The organism is Streptomyces xiamenensis, from assembly GCF_000993785.3.
Lineage (GTDB): Bacteria > Actinomycetota > Actinomycetes > Streptomycetales > Streptomycetaceae > Streptomyces > Streptomyces xiamenensis.
In genome coordinates this window covers 2,349,663-2,375,633 of sequence record NZ_CP009922.3, presented here as the reverse complement: position 1 = coordinate 2,375,633, position 25,971 = coordinate 2,349,663, and the positions used below count along the sequence as shown (strand labels likewise).

Below are 25,971 nucleotides of genomic sequence, written 5' to 3'. Positions count from 1 at the left end.
TGTGACACGGGCCGGCCCCGGCCCTATCGTTATCATTCTTGATAATGATAACGTCGCGCCCGTGAGTGCTTCCTCAGAACGCTGGGCCGAACTGGCCTTCCACCCCGTCCGCATCCGGATCCTCGGCGCGGTGGCGGGCGGCCGGCACACGGCCTCCGGCCTCGCCGCCCAGCTCCCCGACGTGCCGCAGGCCACGCTGTACCGGCAGATCGCCACCCTCGCCAAGGCCGGCCTGCTGGTGGTGGTGGACGAACGCAGGGTCAAGGGGACGGCGGAACGCGTGTACGCGCTGCCGGAGGGCGGGGTCACCCCGTCCCCCGAGGCACTCGCCGCCGCCTCCCCGCAGGACCACGCGCGGTACTTCACCGCGTTCGTCTCCACCCTGCTCGCCGAGTACGCCCGCTACCTCACCAGGGACCACATCGACCTGGCCGCCGACGGCGCCGGGTACCAGCAGACGGTGCTGCACCTGAGCGACGAGGAGTTCGCGCGGTTCGCCCAGGGATTCGGCGAACTGGTGCGGCCCCTGCTCGCGAACGAGCCCGGCGGGGACCGGGTGCCCCGGCTGCTGGCGACCGTGCTCCTCCCGCTGACCACGACGAAGGGCGACGAGGAATGACCAGGACCCGGACCGGCGGGGCGCTGTGGACGGCGGCGCGCTCATGACCGGCATAGAGGTGCGCGGGGCGACCAAGCGGTACGGGGCCCTCACCGCCGTCGACGACCTCAGCTTCACCGTGCGGGAGGGCGCCGTCACGGCCTTCCTGGGCCCGAACGGCGCCGGCAAGACGACCACGATGCGCATGATGGTCGGTCACATCACCCCGACCTCCGGCAGCGTGACGATCGGCGGACGCCGCTACCGCGACATCCCCCGCCCGACCACGGTGGTGGGCGCCGCCTTCGACGCCGGCTCCTTCCACCCGCAGCACACGGCCCGCGACCACCTGCGGATCTACGCCGCGATGGGGGGCCATCCCGACGCCCGCGTGGCGGAACTGCTCGCCCTGCTGGCCCTGACCGAGGCCGCCGGGCGCCGGACCGCGACCTTCTCCACCGGCATGCGCCAGCGGCTCAACCTGGCCACCGCCCTGCTCGGCGACCCACGCGTGCTGCTGCTCGACGAACCGGGCAACGGCCTGGACCCGCAGGGCATGGCCTGGCTGCGCGCGTTCCTGCGCGGGCTGGCCGAGGAGGGCCGCACCGTCCTGGTCTCCAGCCACGCGCTCGGCGAGATGGAGCAGTTCGCCGACGACGTGGTGGTCATCGGGCGGGGCCGGCTGGTGACGGCCGGCCCGCTGGCCGAACTCGCCGGCGCGGCGCACGCCGTGCTGGTCCGGACACCCGACGCCACCGGACTGACCAAAACGCTGGCCGGCGCGGGCCACCGGGTGGAGGCGCTCGGCCCCCAGGAGCTGCGCGTGCGCGGGCTGGACGCGGCGGGCGTGGGTGACCTGGCCGCCCTCGAAGGGCTGCGTATCCACGGCCTGACCACCGAACACCTCGGCCTCGAACAGCTCTTCCTCGAACTCACCGGGCCCCCCGGCGCCACCGGCCCCGGCACCCCCGCCGACGGACGGAGCACGCCATGAAGCCCTTGATCCACGCGGAGCTGCGCCGGTTGCTCGCCACCCGGATGTGGCTGGGGATCCTGCTCGCCGCGGCGCTCCTGGGCGGCGGGACGATGGGCCTGCTCGCCTTCGTCGGGCCGGAGAACTTCGACCCGCCGATGCCCGGGCTGCACACCGAGGAGGGCGTGCGCTCCGTCCTCGGCTTCCTCGGTTTCACCGCCTTCGTCCCCGCCGCGATCGGCACGGTGGCCGTCACCTCGGAGTACCGGCACCGCACCGTCAACGTCACCTTCCTGTACGCGCCGGACCGCTGGCGGGTGCTGGCCGCCAAGCTCCTCACGTACGGGCTGGCGGGCATGGTCTACGGGCTGGTGCTGGCCGGCACCTCGGCGGTGGCGCTGTTCGGCGCCGCCGCCGCCCGCGGGGTCACACTGGGCCTGCCCACGGGAACCATCCTGGAACTGCTGGCCCGGCTCGGCGTCGCGATGGTCGCCTACACGGTCCTCGGCGTCGGCATGGGCGCCCTGATCCGCCACCAGATCGCGGCCCTGGCCGTGGTGGTCGGCTATCTGTACGGGGGTGAACTGCTCCTGATGATGATCCCTGGCGTCCGCCACCTCTACCCGTGGCTGCCCGGCGGGGCGACCGCGTCGCTGACCGACTTCACGGCCGTGGCCGACGCGCTGGCCGACCAGCTCTCCAGCGATCCCGTCGTGCTGCTGTCGCCGGTGGCCGGGGCGCTGATCCTGCTCGGCTACACCGCGCTCGCGAGCACGGCCGCCCTGCTGCGCCCGCTGCGCCGCGACATCGCCTGACCGCCGCCGCACGCCGTCCGGTGGCGCGGTGGTTCACGGGGCGGCGGCGCGCAGCAGGCCGGCGAAGGCGTCGGCGGCCGGGCTCGTCCAGCGGCGGGAGTGGCGGGCCAGTTGGACGGGGACGTCCGGGACCGGCGGCCCGGCGACGCTCCGGCCGGCGCGCAGCCGGGCGACGGCGTCCAGGACGTCCCCGGCCCGCTCCAGCAGCCGGCGGCCGGGGTCGGTGAGCACGGTGCCGGCGGGCAGCCGGTCGAAGAGCGGGGTGGCCGGCTCGCGTTCCAGGGTGCGGATGTGCACGGTGACCGTGGACTGGGCCAGATGCAGTTCGGCGGCGGTGGCGGTGAAGCTGCCGGTGCGGGCCAGGGTGGTGAAGGTGTGCAGGAGGCGGGTGTCCATCGGGCCCGGCTGTGCGCGAACCCGATGGAGAGCATCGGAATCCATCGTTGGACGCGATGGGGGAGCGGGTGGCAGCGTGGGGCCGTGACCGAAGGAACCCTGCGCTACACCGCGTTCACCGATGACCCGGCCGGCGGCAACCCGGCCGGGGTCCTCCTGGACGCCGCCGGCCTCGACGACGCCGCGATGCTCGCGACCGCCGCCGAGGTCGGCTACTCGGAGACGGTGTTCGTGACCGCCCGGGACGAGGCCGAGCGCCGTTTCGCGGTGCGCTACTTCAGCCCGCTCGCCGAGGTGGCGTTCTGCGGGCACGCGACGATCGCGCTGGCCGTGGCGCTCGCCGAGCGGATCGGCCCCGGTCCGCTCACCCTCGACACCGCCGCGGGCGAGATCCCGGTGCGGACGGTGGCGGACGGCGCGGGCCGGGTCCGGGCCACCCTCACCAGCGTGCCGACCCGTTCCCGCCCGGCGAGCGAGGCCGAGGTGGGCGCCACCCTGCGCGCCCTGGGGTGGGAGGCCGCCGACCTGGACCCGCGGCTGCCGCCGCATGTGGCCTTCGGGGGCAACGACCACCTGATCCTGGCGGCGGCCGGCCGGGAACGGCTGGCCGACCTCTCCTACGACTTCGACGCCCTGGCCGAGGTGATGCGGCGGCACAACTGGACGACGGTGGATCTGGTGTGGCGCGCGTCGCCGGTGCGGTTCCATGCCCGCAACCCGTTCCCGGTCGGCGGCGTCGTCGAGGACCCGGCGACCGGCGCCGCCGCGGCGGCCTTCGGCGGCTATCTGCGCGCCCTCGGCCTGGCACCGGCCGCCGGCACCCCCATCGCGATCCGGCAGGGCGAGGACATGGGCCGCCCCAGCGACCTGACGATCACCCTGGACCCGGGGGAGCCCCGTACCCACGTCACCGGCACGGCGGTCCCCACCGTCTGAGCGCCCGTCCGGCCCCAGCGGCCCGGCCTCACCCGGCCGTGTGCGCGAGGACGGCGGCGGCCAGTTCCCCGTGCGTCTCGGGCGGCAGGGTGTGGCCCATGCCCGCCACCATCATCAGCCGCGCCCCCGGGATCCGCTCCGCGATGACCGCCCCGTGCCCCGGCTTCACCGGTTCGTGGCTGCCCTCGATGACCAGCGTCGGCGCCGTCACCCGGTGCAGCACGCCCACCGGTTCGACGTCGGGCGCCGCCGCCGCGGCCAGCCGGTGGTTGACCACCGCCGACAGGTCGTTGGCCCGGTCGTGGATCCGCTCCTGGAGCCGGCGTGCCGCGTCCTCGTCGAACGGCAGCCCGGTGCCGTGCAGCACCCGCTGCTCGGAGATCATGCCGTCGATCCGCGCGCGCCGGTCCCGGGGCGGCGGGGCGGCCATCAGCGCGCGGTAGAAGGCCGTGAACTCCGGTGCCGGCGCGGGCAGGCTGCCCTCCTCCTGCGGTTCTCCCGTCAGCGCCCGCAGGAGCACCCGCCCCTCGCCGCCGCCCAGCGGCGAGGAGGCGATGAGCGTCAGCGAGCGCACCCGTTCCGGCCGCTCCACCGCGATGAGCTGTCCCAGCAGCCCGCCCGCCGAGTGGCACACCAGATGCGCGCTCTCCAGACCGTGGGTGTCCAGCACGCGGTGGACGTCGTTCTTGATCTCCTTCCAGGTGTACGGGTTCGCCGCGAAGTCGACGGTGTCCGACTTCCCGGTGTCCCGGTGGTCGTACCGGATCACCCGGCGGCCACCGGCGACGAGCCGGCCGACGAACGTGTCCGGCCACAGCACGCCCTGCGACATCGACCCCATGATCAACAGGATCGGCGCGTCCGTCGCCGCGCCGAACTCCTCGCTCCACATCCGCACATCACTCATGCCGCAGAGTCTGTCCGGATCCGGCTCCGGTGCCTTCCGTAGAACTACCGGTCGCCAGGACCATCAGCCGCGCCAGTTCCGTACGGGAGCCGATGCCGAGCTTCGGATAGATCTTGTACAGGTGGTACTCGACGGTGCGCGGGCTCAGGAACAGCCGGGCGGCGATCCGCTTGCTCGACAGCCCCTCGGCCACCAGACCCGCGATGCGCGACTCCTGCGGGGTCAGCGCGTCCAGCACCGCGGGGACCGGCGCCCGCCCGTCCTCGCCCGCCGCCCGCAGCTCACCCCGGGCGCGCCGAGCCCATGGCCCGGCGCCCGCCCGCTCGAACGTCTCGCACGCCCCGCGCAGATGGGCCCTGGCCTCCCCGGGGCGCTGCGCGCGGCGCAGCCGCTCGCCCAGCAGCAGCGCCGTCCTGGCCGCCTCGAACGCATTGGTGTGCAGCCGCAGCGCCTCGGCGAAGTCCTCCTCGCGGGAACGGACCAGCCCCCGGCAACGGGCCAGCACCGCCCGGGTCTCGGGCGTCGTGGCGTGCGCAGAGGTCCGTTCGTACGCCGCCAGCACCGCCCGCGCCGCCGCTTCCTCGCCCGCACCCATGGCGGCCTCGATGTGGTCCGGCGCCGCCCGCCACACCACGGCGGGCGACCCGGCGCCCGGACCCGCCGCCGTCAGGGCGGTGAACCGCTCGTGCGCCGCCGCGTGCCGCCCCAGGCCCAGATCCAGCAGCGCCCGCGCGTACCGGGCCACCCCCACCCGCAGGCCCACCCGGTGCGGTACGGCGATGGCCAGCGCCTCCCGCGCCAGCCGTTCGCACTCCTCCTCCGCGCCGCGCAGCGCCGCCACCATCGCCAGGTTCGCCAGATGCGCGGCCACCGTGTTCGGGTAGCCGGCCTCCCGCGCCAGACCCAGGCCCTCCTCGGAGACCGCCCGGCTGCTCGCCAGCCGGCCCGCCAGCCGTTCGGCCGTCGCCACGAACTCCAGCACGACGGGCAGTTGCCCGGTCATCCCCGACACCCTGGCCACCCGTCCGGCCCGCTCCGCCATCCCGGCCGCCAGATCCGTCTCGCCCAGCTGGCTCGCCGCGGCCGACGCCCACAGATAGTCCGCCGCCTCCCGGGCCCCGCCGGACCGCGCCCGCTCCAGCGCCCGCCGCAACAGGCCGGGCCCGGCCGGGTCGCCGTCCAGCGCCAGACCGATCCCGGCCACCGTGTCCCGCAGGAACCCGGCGGATGCGCCGCCGCCCTGCGCCCGAGGCCGATGAGGGCCGCGGTGTCCCCGACGTACGAAGCCGCCTCCGCGGCGTCGGCCAGCATCTCCAGGCTGTCGCCCGTGGACAGGATGCGGACGGCCTCGGCGGCGTCGCCGGAGTTCAGCTCGAACCGGCCCCGGAGCCGGGCGATCTCCAGGGCGAGAGCGGTGTCCGTGCCCGGCAGCTCGCGGGCCTCGGCCAGCAGGGACTCGGCCTGCCCGGGGCGGCCCCCGAGCCAGGCCGCGACGGCGGCGTCCTTCAGGCGCACCGCCCGGGGCCCCGGCTCCGGGGTCAGTTCGGCGGCCCTGGCCAGGGCGGTGGCTGCGCTGCCGTACCCGCCGCGCTCGCGCGCCCGCCGTGCCGCGGCCACCAGCTCGGCGGCGACCCGCTCGTCGCGGCCCACCGCGGCACCGGCCAGGTGCCAGGCGCGGCGGTCGCCCCCGGTCAGCTCCGCCAGGACGGCGTGCACGCGGCGGAGCCCGGCGGGGGTGGCCGCCTCGTACACCGCCGATCTGATGAGCGGATGACGGAAGCGCAGCCGGGTGCCGTCGAGCCCGGCGAGACCCGACTCCTCCAGTTCGGCCAGCGCGCACCGCGCGGCGCGGCCGGTGCCGTCGGACAGCAGCCGCGCGGTGGCGCGCAGCGCCGGATCGAGGTCGGCCTCCACAGCGGCGACCCGTGCCAGCAGCCCGGCGCCGGCGGACAGCGCCGCCACCCGGTCGCCGAACAGCCGGGCGCCACCGGGCAGCGGGTCGGGCAGCGGGGCGGCCCCGGCGAGCTGTGCGGGGGTCAGCCGGGCGGCGATCTCGCGCAGCGCCAGCGGGTTGCCGCCGGTGGCGGCGACGAGGTCCCGTGCCACGCCGGAAGGAACGGCGTGCCGCGCCCGCAGCAGTTCGGCCGCCGCGGCGTCGGGCAGCCCCCGTACCTCCACCGTCAGCGGCACCCCGGGCACCGGGGCGTCGCCGCGCACGGCGAACAGCAGCGCGATCCGTTCCGTGCCCAGCCGTCTGGCGGCGAACAGCAGAGCGTGGGCCGAGGCCCGGTCGATCCACTGGAAGTCGTCGACGATGCAGATCAGTCCGTGCGGGGCGGCGGCCTCCGCCAGCAGTGAGAGCACACCGGCACCCAGCGGATAGGGATCGCCCGCCGGCTCCGCGGCGAGCCCGAGGGCGGCGCGGACGGCGTCGCGCTGCGGCGCGGGCAGCTCCTCCAGCGCGCCGGTCACCGGCCACAGCAACTGGTGCAGCGCCGCGAACGCCAGGCCCGACTCGGCCTCGACGCCGGTGGCGCGCAGCACGCGGGCCGCGTCACCGCGCCCGGCCGCGGCGTCGAGCAGCGCCGTCTTGCCCGCTCCCGCCTCGCCCCGCAGTACCGCGGCCCCGCCCTGTCCTTCGCGGGCCCGCGCGATCACCTCGTCGAGCGCCGCGGACTCCGCCGATCTGCCATAGAGCACGGACAGACACTGTAGGAGAACCGCGCGCCGCCGGGCCGGTACGGAGTCGCTTCTCACATCGCGCGCGAGGGCCCCGGCCGACCGGCCGGGGCCCTCGACGACGACGGGTGGATCAGAGAACGCGGACCGCGCCGGTGGGGGTGTCCCACGCCATGTCGCGCTGGACGACACCGGTCGAGGAGTTCTGGGCGCCGATGAACTGGCCGCCACCGATGTAGATCGCCACGTGGTACGCGCTGCCCGCGCTGCCCCAGTACAGGATGTCGCCGGGCTGGAGGTTGCTCAGCGAGACCTGGGTGCCGGAGGTGGACTGCGGCTGGGAGGTGCGCGGGAGGGAGATGCCGGCCGAGGCGTAGGCCGCCTGGACCAGGCTGGAGCAGTCCCAGGCGTCCGGTCCTGTCGCGCCCATGACGTAGGCGTCGCCCAGCTGGGACTGGACGAAGGAGATGACGGCCGCGGCGCTGCCGCTCGCCGGTGCGGTGGCCGACTCGGTGGCCGCCGGGGCGGACGCCGCGGCCAGGGTGCTGCGTTCGGCGGAACGGGAGGCGGCGGCCTCCTCCGCCTCGCGGGCCGCGGCGGCTTCCTGGGCCTCGGCCTCCAGGCGGGCCGCCTCGGCCTCGGCCTCGGCCTGCGCCTCTTCCTCGGCGCGCAGTTCGGCCGCCGCGCGCTGGGCGGTGGTGAACGCCTTCCGCTCGGCGTCCGCGTGCTCGTGGCGCAGGCCGGTCAGGTCGGCGTAGGTCTCGGTGGCCTGGGCCGCCTCGCTGGTGGAGGTGGACAGGATCTCGTTCAGCGCGCGGAGTTCGGCGGTGGTCTCCACGGGGTCCTCGGCCGCGTGGGCGGGCGCGGCGGCGCCGGTGACGGCGACGGTGCCGACCACGCCGGAGAGGACTCCGCCGCGTATCAGAGTGCTGGCACGGGACGGCTTGCGGTGCCGGCCTCGGTAACGGATTGGGGACATGGACATCATCCGTACCAGTGATGTCCGGTTGTTCTCAATTGTTGTGGCGTGGGACACAGATACTGTAAGCGAGGTTTTGAATGGGGGGTTTGGTCCTTTTTGCTCCTCGTGATCCGGGCATATGCGCAGCGGGAGGGCGGGCCCTTGTGCTGGGCGTTGTCCGGAATGCCCGATTGGCTAGCACGCGGTGGGCCCCTGGGCAATCTGTCGGTGCGTCAGGTGGCCCCCGCCGTGGCGCACGTCACGACCACCACTGGTCGTACCCCAGCCGGACGACCAGCGCCGTCACGACCACGAGCAGGATCGCCCGCACGAAGCCGCTGCCCCGGCGCAGCGCCATGTGGGCGCCGATCCAGCCGCCCGCCATGTTGAACAGGGCCATGACGGCGGCCAGTTTCCACAGGACGGTGCCCTGGGCGGCGAAGCCCAGCAGGGCGCCCAGGTTTGTGCCGACGTTCACGACCTTGGCGGTCGCCGAGGCGGTGAGCATGTCCAGGTGGAGGATCGCCACCAGGGAAATGACCAGGAAGGTGCCGGTTCCCGGGCCGATCAGGCCGTCGTAGAAGGCGATGCCCACCCCGGCCACCGCCAGGGCCAGCCACCGGCGCCGCCGGGTCACCGCGCGGTCGTCCACGGTCGTACCGAACCGCGGTTTCCAGACGACGAATGCCGCCACTCCGAGCAGCACGACCATGATCAGCGGCTGCAGGACCTCTTTGTTCACTGCGGATGCGAACAGTGCGCCGCCGGCCGCCGACAGTGTCGCGAGGCCGCCGAGCCGGACGGCGAGACGCAGATCCACCGGTGCTTTGCGGGTGTAGGTGAGGGCCGCGATGGAGGTGCCGGTGATGGCCACCGCCTTGTTGGTGCCGAGCGCGTAGGTCGGGGCGTGCTGCGGCAGGCCGATGAGCAGGGCGGGGAGCAACAGGAGCCCACCGCCGCCCACCACGGCGTCGATCCAGCCGGCGAGTGCGGCGGCGAGGCAGAGCAGGACGACGGTGGTCAGGGATATGTCAGGCACTGCTCGGCATATACCAGATACCTGTTCCACCTGCGAATTTGCCTGTATCTCACACGTAGTGGTAGAGGCCGCGGCTTGTTTCGGTGTCCCGGCACCTCCCGATTTGGCGGGGCGTATCGGGTACGTTGCGTTCCGTGTCAGTGGGGTGGCTTACCTTGGCTTCGTCGCCTTCGTCGGGTGGGAGAGATCACAAACTTCGTCGGTGACCCAGTGTCGAAGGTCACAGGGTGCGGGCTTAGGATGCTCACCAGCCTTGTGAACTGACTCACATAGATCTGATCTTCATCGCTAGCAGTCGCCGTTGACTGGAAGGAGCGAGGTGCGGTGAACGCGTACGTTCCCATCCTCGTACTGGGGGCCCTCGGGGCCGGCTTCGTCGTGATGTCCCTGGTGCTCGCATCGATCGTCGGTCCCAAGCGCTACAACCGGGCCAAGTTGTCCGCCTACGAGTGCGGTGTGGAACCGACCCCGCAGCCGGCCGGTGGTGGCCGTTTCCCGGTGAAGTACTACCTGACGGCGATGCTCTTCATCATTTTCGACATCGAGATCGTCTTTCTCTATCCCTGGGCCGTGCACTTCGACGCACTGGGGATGTTCGGGCTCGCGCAGATGGCCGTCTTCGTCGGCCTCATCGGTGTCGCCTACGCCTATGACTGGCGCCGGGGAGGACTCGAATGGGACTGAGTTAGCCGGCGGAAGCCGTCGCGGGCCTGATACATGACAAACCCAGGAAGGGCGTTCCCATGGGTCTCGAAGACAAAATTCCCAGTGGATTCCTGCTGAGCACCGTCGAGCAGCTGGCCGGGCTGTCGCGGAAGTCGTCGGTCTTCCCGGCCACGTTCGGCCTGGCCTGCTGTGCGATCGAGATGATGACGACCGGGGCCGGGCGCTATGACCTGGCCCGTTTCGGTATGGAGGTCTTCCGCGGCTCGCCGCGGCAGGCGGACCTGATGATCGTGGCCGGGCGGGTCAGCCAGAAGATGGCGCCGGTGCTGCGGCAGGTCTACGACCAGATGGCCAACCCCAAGTGGGTCATCTCCATGGGGGTCTGCGCCTCCTCGGGCGGGATGTTCAACAACTACGCGATCGTGCAGGGCGTGGACCACGTGGTGCCGGTCGACATCTACCTGCCGGGATGCCCGCCCCGTCCCGAGATGCTGATGGACGCGATCTTGAAACTGCACCAGAAGATCCGCGAGGAGAAGCTCGGCGTCAACCGCGAGCAGGCCGCCCGGGAGGCGGAGGAGGCCGCGCTGAAGGCCCTCCCCACCATTGAGATGAAGGGGCTGCTGCGATGAGCGACGCCACGAGCGGCCCGCACGGGCGGACCGACGACGAGCGCGCCGGCGGAGTGCCGGCCCCGCGCGGAAACACCGGGGAGACCATCGCCCGGCGGCGCGGGATGTTCGGCGCCAACAACGGCGGGGACACCTCCGGTTACAGCGGCCTGCGGCGCACCGTCCGGATGCCCGGCGCCTCCTCCCGCCCCTACGGCGGGTACTTCGACGAGGTCGCCGACGAGTTGGAGGGCGCACTGGAGGAGCAGGGGGTCGACCCGGAGACGGCGATCGAGAAGACCGTCGTCGACCGCGACGAGCTGACCTTCCACATCGCCCGCGCCTATCTGCCCCAGGTCGCCCGGATCCTGCGGGACGACCCCGCGCTGCGGTTCGAGCTGTGCACCGGGGTGAGCGGGGTGCACAACCCCGCCGACACCGGCCGGGAACTGCACGCCGTCTACCACCTGCGCTCGATCACCCACACCCGGCTGATCCGGCTGGAGGTCTCCGTCGCGGACGCCGACCCGCACATCCCGTCCGTCGTCGACATCTATCCGACGAACGACTGGCACGAGCGCGAGACGTTCGACTTCTTCGGCATCGTCTTCGACGGCCACCCCTCGCTGACCCGGATCATGATGCCCGACGACTGGCAGGGCTTCCCGCAGCGCAAGGACTACCCGCTCGGCGGCATCCCCGTCGAGTACAAGGGCGCCCAGATTCCGGCTCCCGACCAGCGGAGGTCGTACAGCTGATGTCCACATCCCACACCACCCAGACCCCGCCCCGGGCGACGGCGTCGGCCGGGGCCCGGGAGACCACCGAGGGGACCGTCTACACCGTCAGCGGCGGCGACTGGGACGAGATCACCGAAGCCGTGGCCCAGCGGGCCGACGACGAGCGGATCATCGTCAACATGGGTCCCCAGCACCCGTCCACCCACGGGGTGCTGCGGCTGATCCTGGAGATCGACGGCGAGACGGTCACCGAGGCACGCGCCGGGATCGGTTATCTGCACACCGGCATCGAGAAGAACCTTGAATACCGGACGTGGACGCAGGGCACCACCTTCGTCACGCGGATGGATTATCTGACCCCTTTTTACAATGAGGCCGCCTACTGCCTGGGCGTCGAGAAACTGCTCGGCATCACGGACGAGGTGCCCGACCGGGCCACCGTCATCCGCGTGCTGCTGATGGAACTGAACCGGCTCTCCTCCCACCTGGTGGCCATCGCCACCGGCGGCATGGAGCTGGGCGCCACCACGGTGATGATCTACGGCTTCCGGGACCGCGAGCACTGCCTGGACATCTTCGAGCTCATCACCGGCCTGCGGATGAACAGCGCGTACATCCGCCCCGGCGGGCTCGCCCAGGACCTGCCGCCCGGCGCCATCGAGCAGCTGCGGGACTTCATCCGCAAGATGAAGAAGAACCTCCTCGAGTACGACAAGCTCTGCACCGGGAACCCGGTCTTCAAGGCCCGGCTGACCGACGTCGGCTACCTGGACCTGGCCGGCTGCCTGGCGCTGGGCGCCACCGGGCCCGTGCTGCGCTCCGCCGGACTCCCGCACGACCTGCGCGTCTCCGACCCGTACTGCGGTTACGAGACGTACGACTTCGAGGTGCCGACCACCGACACCTGCGACGCCATGGGCCGCTTCCTGCTGCGCCTGGAGGAGATGCACCAGTCGCTGAAGATCATGGAGCAGTGCATCGACCGCCTGGAGCCGGGCCCGGTGATGGTCGGCGACAAGAAGATCGCCTGGCCCGCGCAACTGGCGCTCGGCCCCGACGGGCTCGGCAACTCGCTGGACCACATCCGCAACATCATGGGCACCTCCATGGAAGCCCTGATCCACCACTTCAAGCTGGTGACCGAGGGCTTCCGGGTCCCGCCCGGCCAGGTGTACACGGCCGTGGAATCCCCCAAGGGCGAACTCGGCGTGCACATGGTCTCCGACGGCGGCACCCGCCCCTACCGGGTCCACTTCCGCGACCCGTCCTTCACCAACCTCCAGGCGACCGCCGCGATGTGCGAGGGCGGCATGATCGCCGACGTCATCGTCGCGGTGGCCTCCATCGACCCCGTGATGGGAGGAGTCGACCGATGACGGACGTCCAGCTGGGGATGCCCCAGCTCCCCGCGCCCGCCTACCCGGACGAGGTACGGGAGCGGCTGACCGCGGACGCCCGCGAGATCATCGGCCGCTACCCGGACTCCCGTTCGGCGCTGCTGCCGCTGCTGCACCTGGTGCAGTCGGAGGAGGGGTACGTCACCCGCACCGGCATGGGGTTCTGTGCCGACGTGCTCGGGCTGACCACCGCCGAGGTGACCGCGGTGGCCACCTTCTACTCCATGTACCGGCGCAAGCCCTCCGGCGACTACCAGGTCGGGGTGTGCACCAACACCCTGTGCGCGGTGCTCGGCGGGGACGCGATCTTCTCCGCGCTCCAGGAGCACCTGGAGCTGGGCAACGGGGAGACCACCGAGGACGGCAAGGTCACCCTGGAGCACATCGAGTGCAACGCGGCCTGCGACTTCGCCCCCGTGGTGATGATCAACTGGGAGTTCTTCGACAACCAGACCATCGAGTCCGCCAAGCGGCTCGTGGACGATCTGCGGGCCGGCCGCAAGGTGGTGCCGACCCGCGGCGCGCCGCTGTGCGACTTCAAGAAGACCGCCCGCACGCTGGCCGGATTCCCGGACGAGCGGCCGGGCGCCACCGCCGCCGGCGGCAGCGCGGGCCCCGCCTCGCTCGCCGGGCTGCGGCTCGCCAAGGGCGAGGCCGGCCCCGGCCGGGTGGTCACCCAGCGCGGCTCCGCCCCCGCGGGCGAGGAGCCGGCCGGCACCCCCAGCTCGCACGACGCGCCCCAGCAGACCTCGGCCTCCGACCCGCACCACTCGGCCGGACCCACCGCAGAGGAGGGCGAGTGATGACCACCGCTGCCAAGGACGTCCAGCACTCGGGGCCCGAGAAGCTGCTGTCCCCCGTGCTGTCCGCCTTCTGGGACGAGCCGGACTCCTGGACCCTGGACACCTACCGGGCGCACGGCGGGTACCGGGGCCTGCGCAAGGCACTGGACATGGAGCCGGACGAGGTCATCGCCTACGTCAAGGACTCCGGACTGCGCGGCCGCGGCGGGGCCGGGTTCCCCACCGGCATGAAGTGGCAGTTCATCCCGCAGGGCGACGGCAAGCCGCACTACCTCGTCGTCAACGCAGACGAGTCGGAGCCGGGCACCTGCAAGGACATCCCGCTGCTGTTCGCCAACCCGCACTCCCTCATCGAGGGGATCGTGATCGCCTGCTACGCGATCCGGTCCGCGCACGCCTTCATCTACCTGCGCGGCGAGGTGGTCCCCGTCCTGCGGCGGCTGCACGCCGCGGTGGCCGAGGCGTACGCGGCGGGTCTGCTCGGCAAGGACGCGCTGGGGCCCGGCAAGGACCTGGAGCTGACCGTGCACGCCGGGGCCGGCGCGTACATCTGCGGTGAGGAGACCGCGCTGCTCGACTCGCTGGAGGGCCGGCGCGGACAGCCCAGGCTGCGCCCGCCGTTCCCCGCCATCGCGGGTCTGTACGCCAGCCCCACCGTGGTGAACAACGTGGAGTCCATCGCCTCGGTGCCCGCGATCATGGACCGGGGCAAGGACTGGTTCAAGTCGATGGGCAGCGAGAAGTCCCCCGGCTTCACGCTCTACTCGCTCTCGGGGCACGTGGCCTCGCCGGGCCAGTACGAGGCACCGCTGGGCATCACGCTGCGCGAACTGCTGGAGCTGAGCGGCGGGATGCGCCCCGGGCACCGGCTGAAGTTCTGGACCCCGGGCGGCTCCTCCACCCCGATGTTCACCGACGAACACCTCGATGTGCCGCTGGACTACGAGGGCGTCGGCGCCGCCGGCTCCATGCTCGGCACCAAGGCACTCCAGTGCTTCGACGAGACCACCTGCGTGGTGCGCGCCGTCACCCGCTGGACCGAGTTCTACGCGCACGAGTCCTGCGGCAAGTGCACCCCGTGCCGCGAGGGCACGTACTGGCTGGTGCAACTGCTGCGCGACATCGAGGCGGGCAAGGGCCGCCCCGGCGACCTCGACAAGCTCGCGGACATCGCGGACAACATCAACGGCAAGTCGTTCTGCGCCCTCGGGGACGGAGCGGCCTCGCCGATCTTCTCGTCGCTCAAGTACTTCCGCGCGGAGTACGAACAGCACGTCACCGGGCGCGGCTGCCCCTTTGACCCCGCCAAGTCCACCGTCTGGGCGGATGACGACGCGAACGCATCTGTGGAGGTGAAGGCATGACGGTCACCACCGACGCCAAGAACGGTGGTGGGCAGGCCGCCAGGCCCGCGGAGGAGGACCTGGTCTCCCTCACGATCGACGGCATCGGGATCTCGGTCCCCAAGGGCACCCTGGTGATCCGTGCCGCCGAACAGCTCGGCATCGAGATCCCCCGGTTCTGCGACCATCCCGCACTCGACCCGGCCGGCGCCTGCCGGCAGTGCATCGTCGAGGTCGAGGGCCAGCGCAAGCCGATGGCGTCCTGCACCATCACCTGCACCGAGGGCATGGTCGTCAAGACCCAGCTGTCCTCGCCGGTCGCCGAGAAGGCGCAGCGCGGCGTGATGGAACTGCTGCTGATCAACCACCCGCTGGACTGCCCCGTCTGCGACAAGGGCGGCGAGTGCCCTCTGCAGAACCAGGCGATGACCACCGGCGACCCGGAGACCAGGTTCGAAGGTCGCAAGCGGACCTTCGAGAAGCCCATCCCGCTCTCCGCCCAGGTGCTGCTGGACCGCGAACGGTGCGTGCTGTGCGCGCGCTGCACCCGCTTCTCCAACCAGATCGCGGGCGACCCGATCATCGAGATGGTGGACCGGGGCGCGCTCCAGCAGGTGGGCATCGGCGCGGGGGATCCCTTCGAGTCCTACTTCTCCGGCAACACCATCCAGATCTGCCCGGTCGGGGCGCTCACCTCCGCGGCGTACCGCTTCCGCTCCCGGCCCTTCGACCTGGTGTCCTCGCCCGGCGTGTGCGAGCACTGCGCCGGGGGCTGCGGCATCCGCACCGATCACCGGCGCGGCAAGGTCATGCGCCGGCTGGCCGAGGACGTCCCCGAGGTCAACGAGGAATGGATCTGCGACAAGGGGCGGTTCGGCTTCCGGTACGCGCAGCAGCGCGACCGGCTGACGACGCCCCTGGTGCGCAACGCGGAGACCGGCGAGCTGGAGCGGACCAGCTGGCCCGAGGCGCTGGAGGCGGCGGCGCGCGGGCTGACCGCCGGGGCGCGGCGCGGCGCGGCGGTGCTCACCGGCGGCCGGCTGACCGTCGAGGACTCCTACGCGTACGCCAAGTTCGCCCGGGTCGCGCTGCACACCAATGACATCGACTTCCGGGCCCGGGTGCACAGCGCGGAGGAGGCGGCGTTCCTCGCCTCCCAGGTCGCGGGGCGCGGCGTCGATCTGGACGGCACCGAAGGGCTGACCTTCGGGGCGCTGGAGGCGGCGCCGGCCGTGCTGCTGGTGGGCTTCGAGTCGGAGGAGGAGGCGCCCAGCGTCTTCCTGCGGCTGCGCAAGGCGCACCGCAAGCACGGGCAGCGGGTGTTCTCGCTGGCCGGGCACATCACCAAGGGCCTGGCGAAGACCGGCGGCACGCTGCTGCCGGCCGCGCCGGGCACCGAGACGGCGTGGCTGGAGGCGCTGGCCTCCGGCTCCGGCCTCGGCCCGGACGGGAGCGCGGCGCGCGAGGCGATCGGCGCCGAGGGCGCGGTGATCGTGGTCGGCGAGCGGCTGGCCGGGGTCACCGGCGGGTTCACCGCCGCGGTGGCGCTGGCCGGTTCCAGCGGGGCGCGACTGGTGTGGATCCCGCGCCGCTCCGGTGAGCGGGGCGCCATCGAGACCGGCGCGCTGCCCGGGCTGCTGCCCGGCGGACGGCCTGCCGACGACGCGCGGGCCCGCCGGGAGATCGCCGCCGCCTGGGGCGTCGCGGCGCTGCCGGACCGGCCGGGCCGGGACACCGGAGCGATCATCGAGGCCGCGGCGGCCGGGGAGATCGGCGCGCTGGTGACCGGCGGGGTCGAGGTGGCGGATCTGCCCGATCCGGCGCTGGCCCGGCAGGCGCTGGACACCGTCGCCGCCGACGGGTTCCTCGTGTCGCTGGAACTGCGGCCCTCCGAGATCACCGACCGCGCCCATGTGGTGCTGCCGGTGGCGGCCGTGGTGGAGAAGGGCGGCACCTTCCTCAACTGGGAGGGCCGGGTGCGGCCGTTCGAGCCCGCCGTGAAGCCCGACCAGATGACACGGCGGCTGGTGCAGACCGACTCCCGCGCGCTGAACATGCTCGCGGACGCCATGGACGTCCACCTCGGGCTGCCCGATCTGCCCACCATCAGGGCCGAGATCGACGGACTGGAGCCGTGGGGCGGCGATCTGCCGCTGGGCCCGACCGCCACCCCCGTGGAACTGCCCAGCCCGGAGCCGGGCGAGGCCGTCCTGGCCGGGCACCGGATGCTGCTGGACCAGGGCCTGCTCCAGCAGGGCGACGCGGCACTGGCCGGCACCCGGCACGCCACCGTCGCCCGGCTGTCCGCCGCCACCGCCCAGGAGGCGGGGGTCGCGGACGGGCAGCCGCTGACCGTGACCGGCCCGGCCGGATCGATGGTCCTGCCGCTGGCCGTGACCGAGGAACTGCCGGACCGGGTCGTGTGGCTGCCGCTCAACTCGACCGGTGGCGGCGTGTACTCCGACCTCGGTGCCGTTCCCGGGACCGTCGTCACCATCGGCGCGACGACCGCTGAGGAGGTGAACGCCTGATGCGTACGACAACCCTCGCCCAGGAGGCGGATCTGTCGATGTTCGGGGGTGACCCCTTCTGGCTGATCCTGCTCAAGGCCGTGTTCGCCTTCGCCTTCCTCCTGCTGACAGTGCTGATCTGCATCGTCATGGAGCGCAAGGTGCTCGGCTGGATGCAGCTGCGGATCGGCCCCAACCGGCACGGTCCGTGGGGCATGCTCCAGTCACTGTTCGACGGCATCAAGCTGATGCTGAAGGAAGACATCGTCGTCAAGGGCGCGGACAAGGTGCTCTTCATCCTGGCCCCGGCCCTGGCGACGATCCCCGCGTTCATGGCCGTGGCGGTCATCCCGTTCGGGCCGGCCGACGACCCGGTGAGCATCTTCGGCACCAGCACGGTGCTGCAGCTCACCGATCTGCCGGTGGCGCTGCTGCTGGTGCTGGCCACCGCCGCGATCACCGTGTACGGCACGGTGCTGGCCGGCTGGTCCTCCAACTCCACCTATCCGCTGCTGGGCGGGGTGCGGGCCACGGCGCAGGTCATCTCCTACGAGGTGGCCATGGGCCTCAGCTTCGCCGCCGTCTTCCTGTACTCCGGGACGATGTCCACCTCGGGCATCGTGGACGCGCAGAGCGACCGCTGGTTCATGGTGCTGCTGCCGGTGTCCTTCCTGATCTACACGGTGGCGATGGTCGGCGAGTCGCACCGGCTGCCGTTCGACATGCCGGAGTCCGAGGGCGACCTGGTGGGCGGCTACCTCACCGAGTACTCGTCCATCAAGTTCGCGTTCTTCATGATGTCCGAGTACATCCACATGGTCATCGTCTCCATGCTGATGGTGACCCTGTTCCTGGGCGGCTGGCGGGCCCCGGCACCGCTGAGCTTCTGGGAGGGCGCCAACTCCGGCTGGTGGCCCATGCTGTGGTTCACCCTCAAGATGCTGGCCGTCATCTTCGTCTTCGTCTGGGCCCGGGCCTCGCTGCCGCGGGTGCGCTACGACCAGCTCATGAAGCTCGGCTGGAAGGTGCTGATCCCGGTCGCGCTGGTGTGGCTGATGCTGGTCGCCACCGTGCGCGGCATGCAGAACGAGGGCTACGGCTTCCGCGACATCGTCCTGTGGGTGGTCGGCGGCGTCATCTGCCTGCTGCTCGTCTCCTTCGTCGTGGACATCTTCCGCGACCGCGCCGACGAGAAGCGCGCCGCCGAAGAGGCGGACCGCGCCGAGGAGCCGTTCGACCCGATGGCGGGCGGGTTCCCCGTACCGCCGCTGCCGGGGCAGACCCTGCCACCGGTGCCCCGCCGGCCCTCACGCGGGCCCACGGCGGGCGTCGCGGCGAGCGACACCGCGGATACCGAGGCAACCCAAGGAAAGGAGGGCGACGGTGCCTGAGTTCCGGAATCCCGTGGGCGGCTTCGGCGTGACCTTCAAGGCCATGTTCAAGAAGCGCCTGACCGAGCAGTACCCGGAGGAGAAGAAGCCCACCGCGCCGCGCTTCCACGGCCGGCACCAGCTCAACCGTCACCCCGACGGTCTGGAGAAGTGCATCGGCTGTGAGCTGTGCGCCTGGGCCTGTCCCGCCGACGCCATCTATGTGGAGGGCGCCGACAACACCGAGGAGGAGCGCTACTCCCCGGGTGAGCGGTACGGCCGGGTCTACCAGATCAACTACCTGCGCTGCATCCTGTGCGGCCTGTGCGTCGAGGCGTGCCCCACCCGGGCGCTGACCATGACCAACGAGTACGAGCTGGCCGACCGCACCCGCGCCTCCCTGATCTTCACCAAGGAGGAGCTGCTGGCCGGCCTGCAGGACGGCATGGTCGACTCGCCGCACGCCATCTACCCCGGCGCCGACGAGCAGACGTACTACCGGGGCGAGGTGAAGGCCGCGGCGCCCGGGACCGAACGCCAGGTGGCGCGGTCCAAGGGCGAGCAGCCCCCGGCGGACGAGGACGACGCCCTGGCGGCGGCGTCCCGGCTGCGCGACCCCAATGGCGACGCGGGCGACTCCGGTTCGGGGGTGCGGGCATGAACGCCCTGACCACCCTGGCCGCCGAGAGCTCCACCTCCTCCGGTGAGGCGGTGCAGTTCTGGATCCTGGCCCCGATCGCGGTGGCCGGCGGCCTCGGCACGGTGCTGATGCGGCGCGCGGTGTACTCCGCGCTCTGCCTGGCCGGCACCATGATCATCCTGGCGCTGTTCTACCTGGCCAACGGCGCGTACTTCCTCGGCGTGGTGCAGATCGTCGTCTACACCGGCGCCGTGATGATGCTGTTCCTGTTCGTCCTGATGCTGGTCGGGGTGAGCGCGGCGGACTCCCTGAAGGAGACGCTCAAGGGCCAGCGCTGGCTGGCCGCCGGGCTCGGCCTGGGGCTCGGCATCCTGCTGATCGCCGGCATCGGGCAGGCCGCGGGCGGCTCGTTCACCGGGCTCGGCCAGGCGAACGCCGGCGGCAACGTGCAGGGCCTGGCCTCGCTGCTGTTCACCCGCTACGTGGTGGCCTTCGAGGTGACCGGCATCCTGCTGACGATCGCCGCCGTGGGCGCCACCATGCTCACCCACCGCGAGCGGATCGAGCGCATCAAGTCGCAGCGCGAGCAGTCGATCGACCGGATCAAGAACGCCACGCACGTCCCGCCGCTGCCCGCGCCGGGCGTGTACGCGCGGCACAACGGGGTGGACATCCCCGGCCTGCTGCCCGACGGCACCCCCTCCGAGCTGAGCGTCAGCGCCACCCTGCGCGGACGCGGCCAGATCCGGGAGGTGCACCGCGAGGCGCTGCGCGACCTGACCGCGCTGGAACAGCGGACCGCCACCTACCACGGTCAGCCGCGCCAGCACGGCATCAACGGCGGCGGTGACGGCAACGGCAACGGCAACGGCACGAGCGTGGCCACCGTCAACGGCGGCACCAAGGACAGCGAAGAGTCCGGGGAGGAGAACCGGTGAGCCCGGACAACTATCTGTATCTGGCGGCGCTGCTGTTCACCCTCGGCGCCTGCGGGGTCCTGCTGCGGCGGAACGCCATCGTCGTGTTCATGTGCATCGAGCTGATGCTGAACGCCAGCAACCTCGCGCTGGTCGCGTTCTCCCGGATGCACGGCAATCTCGACGGCCAGATCCTGGCGTTCTTCGTCATGGTCGTCGCCGCCGCCGAGGTCGTGGTCGGGCTCGCGATCATCGTCATGGTCTACCGGTCCCGCCACTCGGCCTCGGTCGACGACGCCTCACTGATGAAGCTGTAAGGGGTAATACCAGTGGAGTCATTGATCGGACTGCTCGTCGCGGCACCGCTGCTCGGCGCGCTGGTGCTGCTCGTGGGCGGCCGGCGGCTCGACCGTACGGGCCACTGGCTCGGTACCGGCCTGGCCTTCGTGTCCTTCGCCCTCGCGGCGGTGCTGTTCTTCGAACTGCTGGGCAGGGCGGACGGCGACCGCACCCTGCACCAGCATCTGTTCAGCTGGATTCCGGTGGCCGGTTTCCAGGCGGACGTGGCCTTCCAGCTCGACCAGCTGTCGATGACGTTCGCGCTGCTCATCACGGGTGTCGGCTCGCTGATCCATGTGTACTCCGTCGGTTACATGGAGCACGACCCGCGCCGGCGGCGGTTCTTCGGCTACCTCAACCTGTTCCTCGCCGCCATGCTGCTGCTGGTCCTGGCCGACAACTACCTGCTGCTGTACGCCGGCTGGGAGGGCGTGGGTCTCGCCTCCTACCTGCTGATCGGGTTCTGGCAGGACCGGCCGAGCGCGGCCACCGCGGCGAAGAAGGCGTTCATCGTCAACCGGGTCGGCGACATCGGCCTGTCCATCGCGATCATGCTGATGTTCACCACCTTCGGCACCTTCGCCTTCGGCCCCGTGCTCTCGAGCGCGGCGGACACCGGCGAGGGCACGCTCACCGCGATCGGGCTGATGCTGCTGCTGGCCGCCTGCGGCAAGTCGGCGCAGGTGCCGCTCCAGTCCTGGCTCGGTGACGCGATGGAGGGCCCGACCCCGGTCTCGGCCCTGATCCACGCGGCCACCATGGTGACCGCCGGTGTCTACCTGGTGGTGCGCTCCGGCGCGATCTTCAACGCGGCACCCGACGCGCAGACCGTCGTCATCGTGGTCGGCGCCGTCACGCTGGTCTTCGGTGCGATCGTCGGTTGCGCCAAGGACGACATCAAGAAGGCGCTGGCCGGCTCGACCATGTCGCAGATCGGCTACATGATGCTGGCCGCCGGGCTCGGCCCGATCGGCTACGCCTTCGCGATCATGCACCTGGTGACGCACGGCTTCTTCAAGGCGGGCCTGTTCCTGGGTGCAGGCTCGGTCATGCACGGCATGAACGACGAGGTCGACATGCGCAAGTACGGCGGCCTGCGGAAGTACATGCCGGTCACCTTCGTGACCTTCGGCCTCGCCTACCTGGCGATCATCGGCTTCCCGTATCTGTCCGGGTTCTTCTCCAAGGACGAGATCATCTACGCCGGGTTCTCCAAGGGCGGCACGCAGGGCTGGATCCTGGGCTCGGTGATGCTGCTGGGCGCGGCGCTCACCGCGTACTACATGACGCGCATCATGCTCCTGACGTTCTTCGGCGAGAAGCGCTGGCAGCCGGACGCCGCCGGGAAGCAGCCGCACCCGCACGAGTCGCCCGCCACCATGACGATCCCGATGATCGTGCTGGCGATCGGCTCGGTCGGCGCGGGCTTCGCGTTCAACCTGAACGAGTCCTTCGCACACTGGCTGGAGCCGGTCACCGGTCTGGCGCACGGCGACTCCCCGGTCGGCCACGGCACCGTGTCGCTGGCGGCCACCGCCGTGATGGTGATCGGCGTCGGGGTCGCGTACCTCCAGTACGGGCGGCGGCCGGCGCCGGTGGTGGCACCGCGCGGCAGCTTCGTCACCCGGGCGGCGCGCCGTGACCTGCTCCAGGACGACTTCAACCACGCCGCGTTCGTCACACCGGGCACGTATCTCACCCGGGGCCTGGTGTATGTCGACCACAAGCTGGTGGACGGCGTCGTCAACGGGCTGGCCGCCGCGTTCGGCGGTATGTCCGGGCGGCTGCGGCGGGTCCAGAACGGATATGCCCGCAGTTACGCGGTCTCGATGTTCGGCGGTGCGGCGATCCTGATCGCCGTGACCCTGCTGATGAGGGCGGTCTGAGATGTCATTTCCCCTGCTGACGGCCACGGCCCTGGCCCCCGCCATCGGCGCGGTGGCCACGGCCGCGGTGCCCGCGGCGCGCCGCACCCTCGCCAAATGGACGGCGCTGGGCTTCTCCGTGCTGACGGTGGTGTTCGCGGCGGCGGTGCTGCTGCGCTTCGACACCGGGCCCGGCGCCGACCGGTATCAGCTGACCGAATCCCTCACCTGGATCAGGGACTTCGGGGTCACCTACGAGCTCGGTGTGGACGGCATCGGTGTCGCCCTGATCGGGCTCACCGCGATCGTGATCCCGTTCCTGATCGGGGCCGGCTGGAACGACGCGGACCCGAAGGAAGGCGAGACACCCCAGGGCAAGCGGTGGCGGCCCACCCAGGGTTTCTTCGCGCTGATCCTGCTGGTCGAGGCCATGGTCATCATGTCCTTCGCCGCCACCGACATCTTCCTCTTCTACATCTTCTTCGAAGCCATGCTCATCCCGATGTACTTCCTCATCGGCGGCTTCGGGGACCGGGCCGGCGAGCACGACGAGGAGGGGCAGGCGCGGCAGCGTTCGTACGCCGCGGTCAAGTTCCTGCTGTACAACCTCGCCGGCGGTCTGGTGATGCTGGCGGCGGTGATCGGCCTGTGGGTCGCCACCAACGACCAGCTGGGCAACGGCACGTTCTCGCTGACGGCCATCGCGGACGCCAAGGCGGCCGGTGAGCTGACCTTCGGCACCGGCACCGAACGCTGGCTGTTCCTGGGCTTCTTCTTCGCCTTCGCCATCAAGGCCCCGCTGTGGCCGCTGCACACCTGGCTGCCGAACGCGATGGGCGAGTCGACGGCCCCGGTGGCCGTGCTCATCACGGCGGTCGTGGACAAGGTCGGCACCTTCGCGATGCTGCGGTTCTGCCTCGGCCTCTTCCCCGAGGCGAGCACCTGGGCCACCCCGGCGGTCATCGTGCTGTCGCTGGTGAGCATCGTGTACGGGGCGCTGCTGGCGCTCGGCCAGCGGGACATGAAGCGGCTGATCGCGTACGCCTCGATCTCCCACTTCGGGTTCATCGTGCTGGGCATCTTCGTGATGACCAGCCAGGGCCACTCCGGGGCCACGCTGTACATGATCAACCACGGGATCGCGACGGCCGCCCTGATGCTGGTGGCGGGCTTCCTGATCTCGCGGCGCGGCTCGCGGCTCATCGCCGACTACGGCGGGGTGCAGAAGACGGCGCCGGTGCTGGCGGGCACCTTCCTCATCGGCGGTCTCGCCACCCTGTCGCTGCCGGGCCTTGGCCCGTTCGTCAGCGAGTTCCTGGTGCTGGTGGGCACGTTCAGCCGGTACAAGGCGGCCGGGATCATCGCCACGGTGGGCATCGTGCTCGCGGCGCTGTACGTCCTGGTGCTGTACCAGCGGACCATGACCGGCCCCGTGAAGCCCGGCCTGGAGAAGCTGCCCGACCTGCGGATGCGGGAACTGGCGGTGGTGGCCCCGCTGATCGCGCTGCTGATCTTCCTCGGGGTGTACCCGAAGCCGGTCACCGATCTCGTGAACCCAGCTGTCGAACACACGCTGTCGGACGTCAACAAGAGCGATCCGCAGCCGGACGTGACCGTGACCGAAGCGGAGGGCGCCTCCCATGAATGATCTTCAGGCTCCTTCGATCGAATGGCTGGCGCTGCTGCCGAGCCTGATCGTGTTCGGCGTCGCCGTCATCGGGGTGCTGATCGAGGCGTTCGCGCCCCGGTCGGCCCGGTACGGCACGCAACTGGTGCTCACCACCCTCGGCTTCGCCGCGGCGTTCGCCGCGGTGGTGGGCCTGGCGGCGGGCGGGCACGCCACGGACAAGGCGCAGATCGCGGGCATGGGCTCGCTGGCGGTGGACGGGCCCGCGCTGTTCCTCCAGGGCGTGATCCTGCTGGTGGGGCTGCTGTCGGTGTTCCTGTTCGCGGAGCGGCGTCTCGAACCGGCCAAGCACGGCGCGCCGGTGGACTCGTTCGCCGCGCAGGCGGCGGCGGTGCCGGGCGGTGAGGCCGAGCAGGAGGCCGTGCGCGCCGGGCACATGACCACCGAGATCTTCCCGCTGCTGCTGTTCGCGGTCGGCGGCATGCTGCTCTTCCCGGCGGCCAACGATCTGCTGGTGCTGTTCATCGCGCTGGAAGTGCTGTCGCTGCCGCTGTACCTGCTGTGCGCACTCGCGCGCCGCAAGCGGCTGCTGTCGCAGGAGGCGGCGGTCAAGTACTTCCTGCTGGGCGCGTTCGCCTCCGCGTTCCTGCTGTTCGGCATCGCCCTGCTGTACGGGTACGCCGGGACCGTCACCTACGCCGGGATCGCCGAGGTCATCGGCGGGGCGCCGGCCGCTCTCGACCCGGGGCTCGCCTCGACGATGGGCAATGACGCGCTGCTGCTGATCGGCGGTGCGCTGGTGGTGATGGGCCTGCTGTTCAAGGTCGGCGCGGTGCCCTTCCACATGTGGACCCCGGACGTGTACCAGGGCGCCCCGACCCCGGTGACCGGCTTCATGGCGGCGGCGACCAAGGTGGCGGCGTTCGGCGCGCTGCTGCGGCTGCTGTACGTGGCGCTGGACGGCACCCGGTGGGACTGGGAGCCGGCGCTGTGGGGCGTGGCCATCGCGTCGATGGTGGCCGGTGCGGTCATCGCCATCACGCAGACCGACGTGAAGCGGCTGCTGGCGTACTCCTCGATCGCGCACGCCGGGTTCATCCTGGCGGGTGTGGTGGCGGTCAGCGAGGACGGCGTGTCCTCGGTGCTGTTCTACCTGGCGGCGTACTCGTTCGTGACGCTCGGCGCCTTCGCCGTGGTCACGCTGGTGCGGGACGCGGGCGGCGAGGCCACGCATCTGTCGAAGTGGGCCGGGCTGGGGCGGCGTTCGCCGCTGCTGGCCGGGGTGTTCGCGCTGTTCCTGCTGGCCTTCGCGGGCATTCCGCTGACCTCCGGGTTCGCCGGGAAGTTCGCGGTGTTCCGGGCGGCGGCGGACGCCGGGGCGATGGGCCTGGTCATCACGGGTGTGGCGGCGTCGGCGATCGCGGCGTTCTTCTACGTACGGGTGATCGTGCTGATGTTCTTCAGCGAGCCGAAGGCCGACGGTCCCTCGGTGGTGATCCCGAGCCCGCTGACCTCCTCGGTGGTGGGTCTGGCCGCGGTGGTCACGCTGGTGCTGGGCATCGCGCCGCAGTACTTCCTCGATCTGGCGGGTCAGGCCGGGGTGTTCGTGCTGCGGTAGGCCGGGCACGCCCGTGCTCACGCGGCGGTGGCCGCCCCGGACTCCGGGGCGGCCACCGTGCGTTCCGGACGGTTTTCCGCTGCCCGGCCGGGGAGTGTCAGCCGGAGTCGCCTCCGCCACCCGAACATCCGGTCGTGAGCAGGGCGGTGGCCGGCGCCGCTCCCGTCCCCCGTCCCCGTGGTGCGTGTCCAGGTGCGCATCGATCAGCGCCTGCGCGGTGC

23 protein-coding genes and 1 pseudogene are annotated in these 25,971 nt (G+C 71.7%); 18 read left to right on the top strand and 6 right to left on the bottom strand.

Translation table 11 applies throughout. The features are described from left to right. Positions 1–61 precede the first annotated feature (61 nt). Genes SXIM_RS10875 through SXIM_RS10865 form a run of 3 tightly spaced genes read left to right on the top strand, consistent with a single transcriptional unit; the run spans position 62 to position 2,386 of the window. Positions 62–619, top strand: coding sequence for a helix-turn-helix domain-containing protein (locus tag SXIM_RS10875; RefSeq protein WP_046723772.1), 558 nt, complete (start codon positions 62–64; stop codon positions 617–619). A gap of 43 nt (positions 620–662) precedes the next feature. Then, the gene (locus SXIM_RS10870) at positions 663–1,592 is read left to right on the top strand and encodes an ABC transporter ATP-binding protein (protein WP_046725581.1); all 930 of its coding nucleotides are present in this window, start codon (positions 663–665) and stop codon (positions 1,590–1,592) included. Next, the gene (locus SXIM_RS10865; RefSeq protein WP_046723770.1) at positions 1,589–2,386 is read left to right on the top strand and encodes an ABC transporter permease; all 798 of its coding nucleotides are present in this window, start codon (positions 1,589–1,591) and stop codon (positions 2,384–2,386) included. The genes SXIM_RS10870 and SXIM_RS10865 overlap by 4 nt, the downstream gene beginning before the upstream one ends. A gap of 138 nt (positions 2,387–2,524) precedes the next feature. On the opposite strand, the pseudogene SXIM_RS10860 reads toward SXIM_RS10865, so the two are convergent. Then, positions 2,525–2,782: pseudogene (locus SXIM_RS10860) on the bottom strand (LysR family transcriptional regulator); the annotation flags it as partial. Between the two features lie 24 nt (positions 2,783–2,806). Between SXIM_RS10860 and SXIM_RS10855 the strand changes: the two are divergent. Continuing rightward, the gene (locus SXIM_RS10855) at positions 2,807–3,718 is read left to right on the top strand and encodes a PhzF family phenazine biosynthesis isomerase (RefSeq protein WP_046723769.1); all 912 of its coding nucleotides are present in this window, start codon (positions 2,807–2,809) and stop codon (positions 3,716–3,718) included. A 28-nt stretch (positions 3,719–3,746) separates the two neighbouring features. On the opposite strand, the gene SXIM_RS10850 is transcribed toward SXIM_RS10855, so the two are convergent. The 5 genes from SXIM_RS10850 to SXIM_RS10835 all read right to left on the bottom strand — a co-directional run bounded on the left by SXIM_RS10850 (position 3,747) and on the right by SXIM_RS10835 (position 9,304). Beyond that, positions 3,747–4,625 (bottom strand): alpha/beta fold hydrolase, encoded by an 879-nt coding sequence (locus SXIM_RS10850; protein WP_046725580.1) that lies wholly within the window; start codon positions 4,623–4,625, stop codon positions 3,747–3,749. After that, positions 4,618–5,628 carry a helix-turn-helix domain-containing protein gene (locus SXIM_RS28045; RefSeq protein ID WP_168222722.1) on the bottom strand — a complete coding sequence of 337 codons (1,011 nt, stop codon included), beginning with the start codon at positions 5,626–5,628 and terminating at the stop codon, positions 4,618–4,620. The genes SXIM_RS10850 and SXIM_RS28045 overlap by 8 nt, the downstream gene beginning before the upstream one ends. Beyond that, positions 5,625–7,325, bottom strand: coding sequence for an AAA family ATPase (locus tag SXIM_RS28040; protein ID WP_168222721.1), 1,701 nt, complete (start codon positions 7,323–7,325; stop codon positions 5,625–5,627). The genes SXIM_RS28045 and SXIM_RS28040 overlap by 4 nt, the downstream gene beginning before the upstream one ends. A 112-nt stretch (positions 7,326–7,437) precedes the next feature. Next, positions 7,438–8,283: a C40 family peptidase gene (locus tag SXIM_RS10840; RefSeq protein ID WP_046725579.1), complete on the bottom strand. Its 846-nt coding sequence runs from the start codon at positions 8,281–8,283 to the stop codon at positions 7,438–7,440. Between the two features lie 241 nt (positions 8,284–8,524). Beyond that, entirely contained in the window at positions 8,525–9,304 is a 780-nt protein-coding gene (locus SXIM_RS10835) for a sulfite exporter TauE/SafE family protein (protein WP_030736581.1), read from the bottom strand. 324 nt (positions 9,305–9,628) lie between these two features. Between SXIM_RS10835 and SXIM_RS10830 the strand changes: the two genes are divergently transcribed. Genes SXIM_RS10830 through nuoN form a run of 14 tightly spaced genes read left to right on the top strand, consistent with a single transcriptional unit; the run spans position 9,629 to position 25,750 of the window. Next, positions 9,629–9,988: an NADH-quinone oxidoreductase subunit A gene (locus SXIM_RS10830; RefSeq protein ID WP_030736578.1), complete on the top strand. Its 360-nt coding sequence runs from the start codon at positions 9,629–9,631 to the stop codon at positions 9,986–9,988. 59 nt (positions 9,989–10,047) lie between these two features. After that, positions 10,048–10,602 (top strand): NuoB/complex I 20 kDa subunit family protein, encoded by a 555-nt coding sequence (locus SXIM_RS10825; RefSeq protein ID WP_030736575.1) that lies wholly within the window; start codon positions 10,048–10,050, stop codon positions 10,600–10,602. Beyond that, positions 10,599–11,339: an NADH-quinone oxidoreductase subunit C gene (locus tag SXIM_RS10820; RefSeq protein WP_030736572.1), complete on the top strand. Its 741-nt coding sequence runs from the start codon at positions 10,599–10,601 to the stop codon at positions 11,337–11,339. Before SXIM_RS10825 ends, SXIM_RS10820 begins: the two co-directional genes overlap by 4 nt. After that, the gene (locus tag SXIM_RS10815; RefSeq protein ID WP_030736569.1) at positions 11,339–12,697 is read left to right on the top strand and encodes an NADH-quinone oxidoreductase subunit D; all 1,359 of its coding nucleotides are present in this window, start codon (positions 11,339–11,341) and stop codon (positions 12,695–12,697) included. The genes SXIM_RS10820 and SXIM_RS10815 overlap by 1 nt, the downstream gene beginning before the upstream one ends. Further along, entirely contained in the window at positions 12,694–13,521 is an 828-nt protein-coding gene (nuoE, locus tag SXIM_RS10810; protein WP_030736566.1) for an NADH-quinone oxidoreductase subunit NuoE, read from the top strand. Before SXIM_RS10815 ends, nuoE begins: the two co-directional genes overlap by 4 nt. Continuing rightward, positions 13,521–14,885: an NADH-quinone oxidoreductase subunit NuoF gene (nuoF, locus tag SXIM_RS10805; protein ID WP_030736563.1), complete on the top strand. Its 1,365-nt coding sequence runs from the start codon at positions 13,521–13,523 to the stop codon at positions 14,883–14,885. Before nuoE ends, nuoF begins: the two co-directional genes overlap by 1 nt. Beyond that, positions 14,882–17,395: an NADH-quinone oxidoreductase subunit G gene (locus tag SXIM_RS10800; RefSeq protein WP_046723767.1), complete on the top strand. Its 2,514-nt coding sequence runs from the start codon at positions 14,882–14,884 to the stop codon at positions 17,393–17,395. Before nuoF ends, SXIM_RS10800 begins: the two co-directional genes overlap by 4 nt. Then, positions 17,395–18,765: an NADH-quinone oxidoreductase subunit NuoH gene (nuoH, locus tag SXIM_RS10795; RefSeq protein WP_030736557.1), complete on the top strand. Its 1,371-nt coding sequence runs from the start codon at positions 17,395–17,397 to the stop codon at positions 18,763–18,765. Before SXIM_RS10800 ends, nuoH begins: the two co-directional genes overlap by 1 nt. Beyond that, positions 18,758–19,405 (top strand): NADH-quinone oxidoreductase subunit NuoI, encoded by a 648-nt coding sequence (gene nuoI / locus SXIM_RS10790; protein ID WP_030736554.1) that lies wholly within the window; start codon positions 18,758–18,760, stop codon positions 19,403–19,405. The genes nuoH and nuoI overlap by 8 nt, the downstream gene beginning before the upstream one ends. After that, entirely contained in the window at positions 19,402–20,322 is a 921-nt protein-coding gene (locus SXIM_RS10785) for an NADH-quinone oxidoreductase subunit J (protein WP_046723766.1), read from the top strand. The genes nuoI and SXIM_RS10785 overlap by 4 nt, the downstream gene beginning before the upstream one ends. Next, positions 20,319–20,618, top strand: coding sequence for an NADH-quinone oxidoreductase subunit NuoK (gene nuoK / locus SXIM_RS10780; protein WP_030736549.1), 300 nt, complete (start codon positions 20,319–20,321; stop codon positions 20,616–20,618). The genes SXIM_RS10785 and nuoK overlap by 4 nt, the downstream gene beginning before the upstream one ends. 12 nt (positions 20,619–20,630) lie before the next feature. After that, a complete protein-coding gene (gene nuoL, locus SXIM_RS10775; protein WP_030736547.1) occupies positions 20,631–22,526 on the top strand; it encodes an NADH-quinone oxidoreductase subunit L in 1,896 nt (631 codons plus the stop codon). A 1-nt stretch (position 22,527) separates the two neighbouring features. After that, on the top strand, positions 22,528–24,153 hold the full coding sequence (locus SXIM_RS10770; RefSeq protein ID WP_046723764.1) for an NADH-quinone oxidoreductase subunit M: 1,626 nt from the start codon (positions 22,528–22,530) through the stop codon (positions 24,151–24,153). Next, positions 24,146–25,750 carry an NADH-quinone oxidoreductase subunit NuoN gene (nuoN, locus tag SXIM_RS10765; RefSeq protein ID WP_030736541.1) on the top strand — a complete coding sequence of 535 codons (1,605 nt, stop codon included), beginning with the start codon at positions 24,146–24,148 and terminating at the stop codon, positions 25,748–25,750. Before SXIM_RS10770 ends, nuoN begins: the two co-directional genes overlap by 8 nt. The last annotated feature ends 221 nt before the right edge of the window (positions 25,751–25,971 follow it).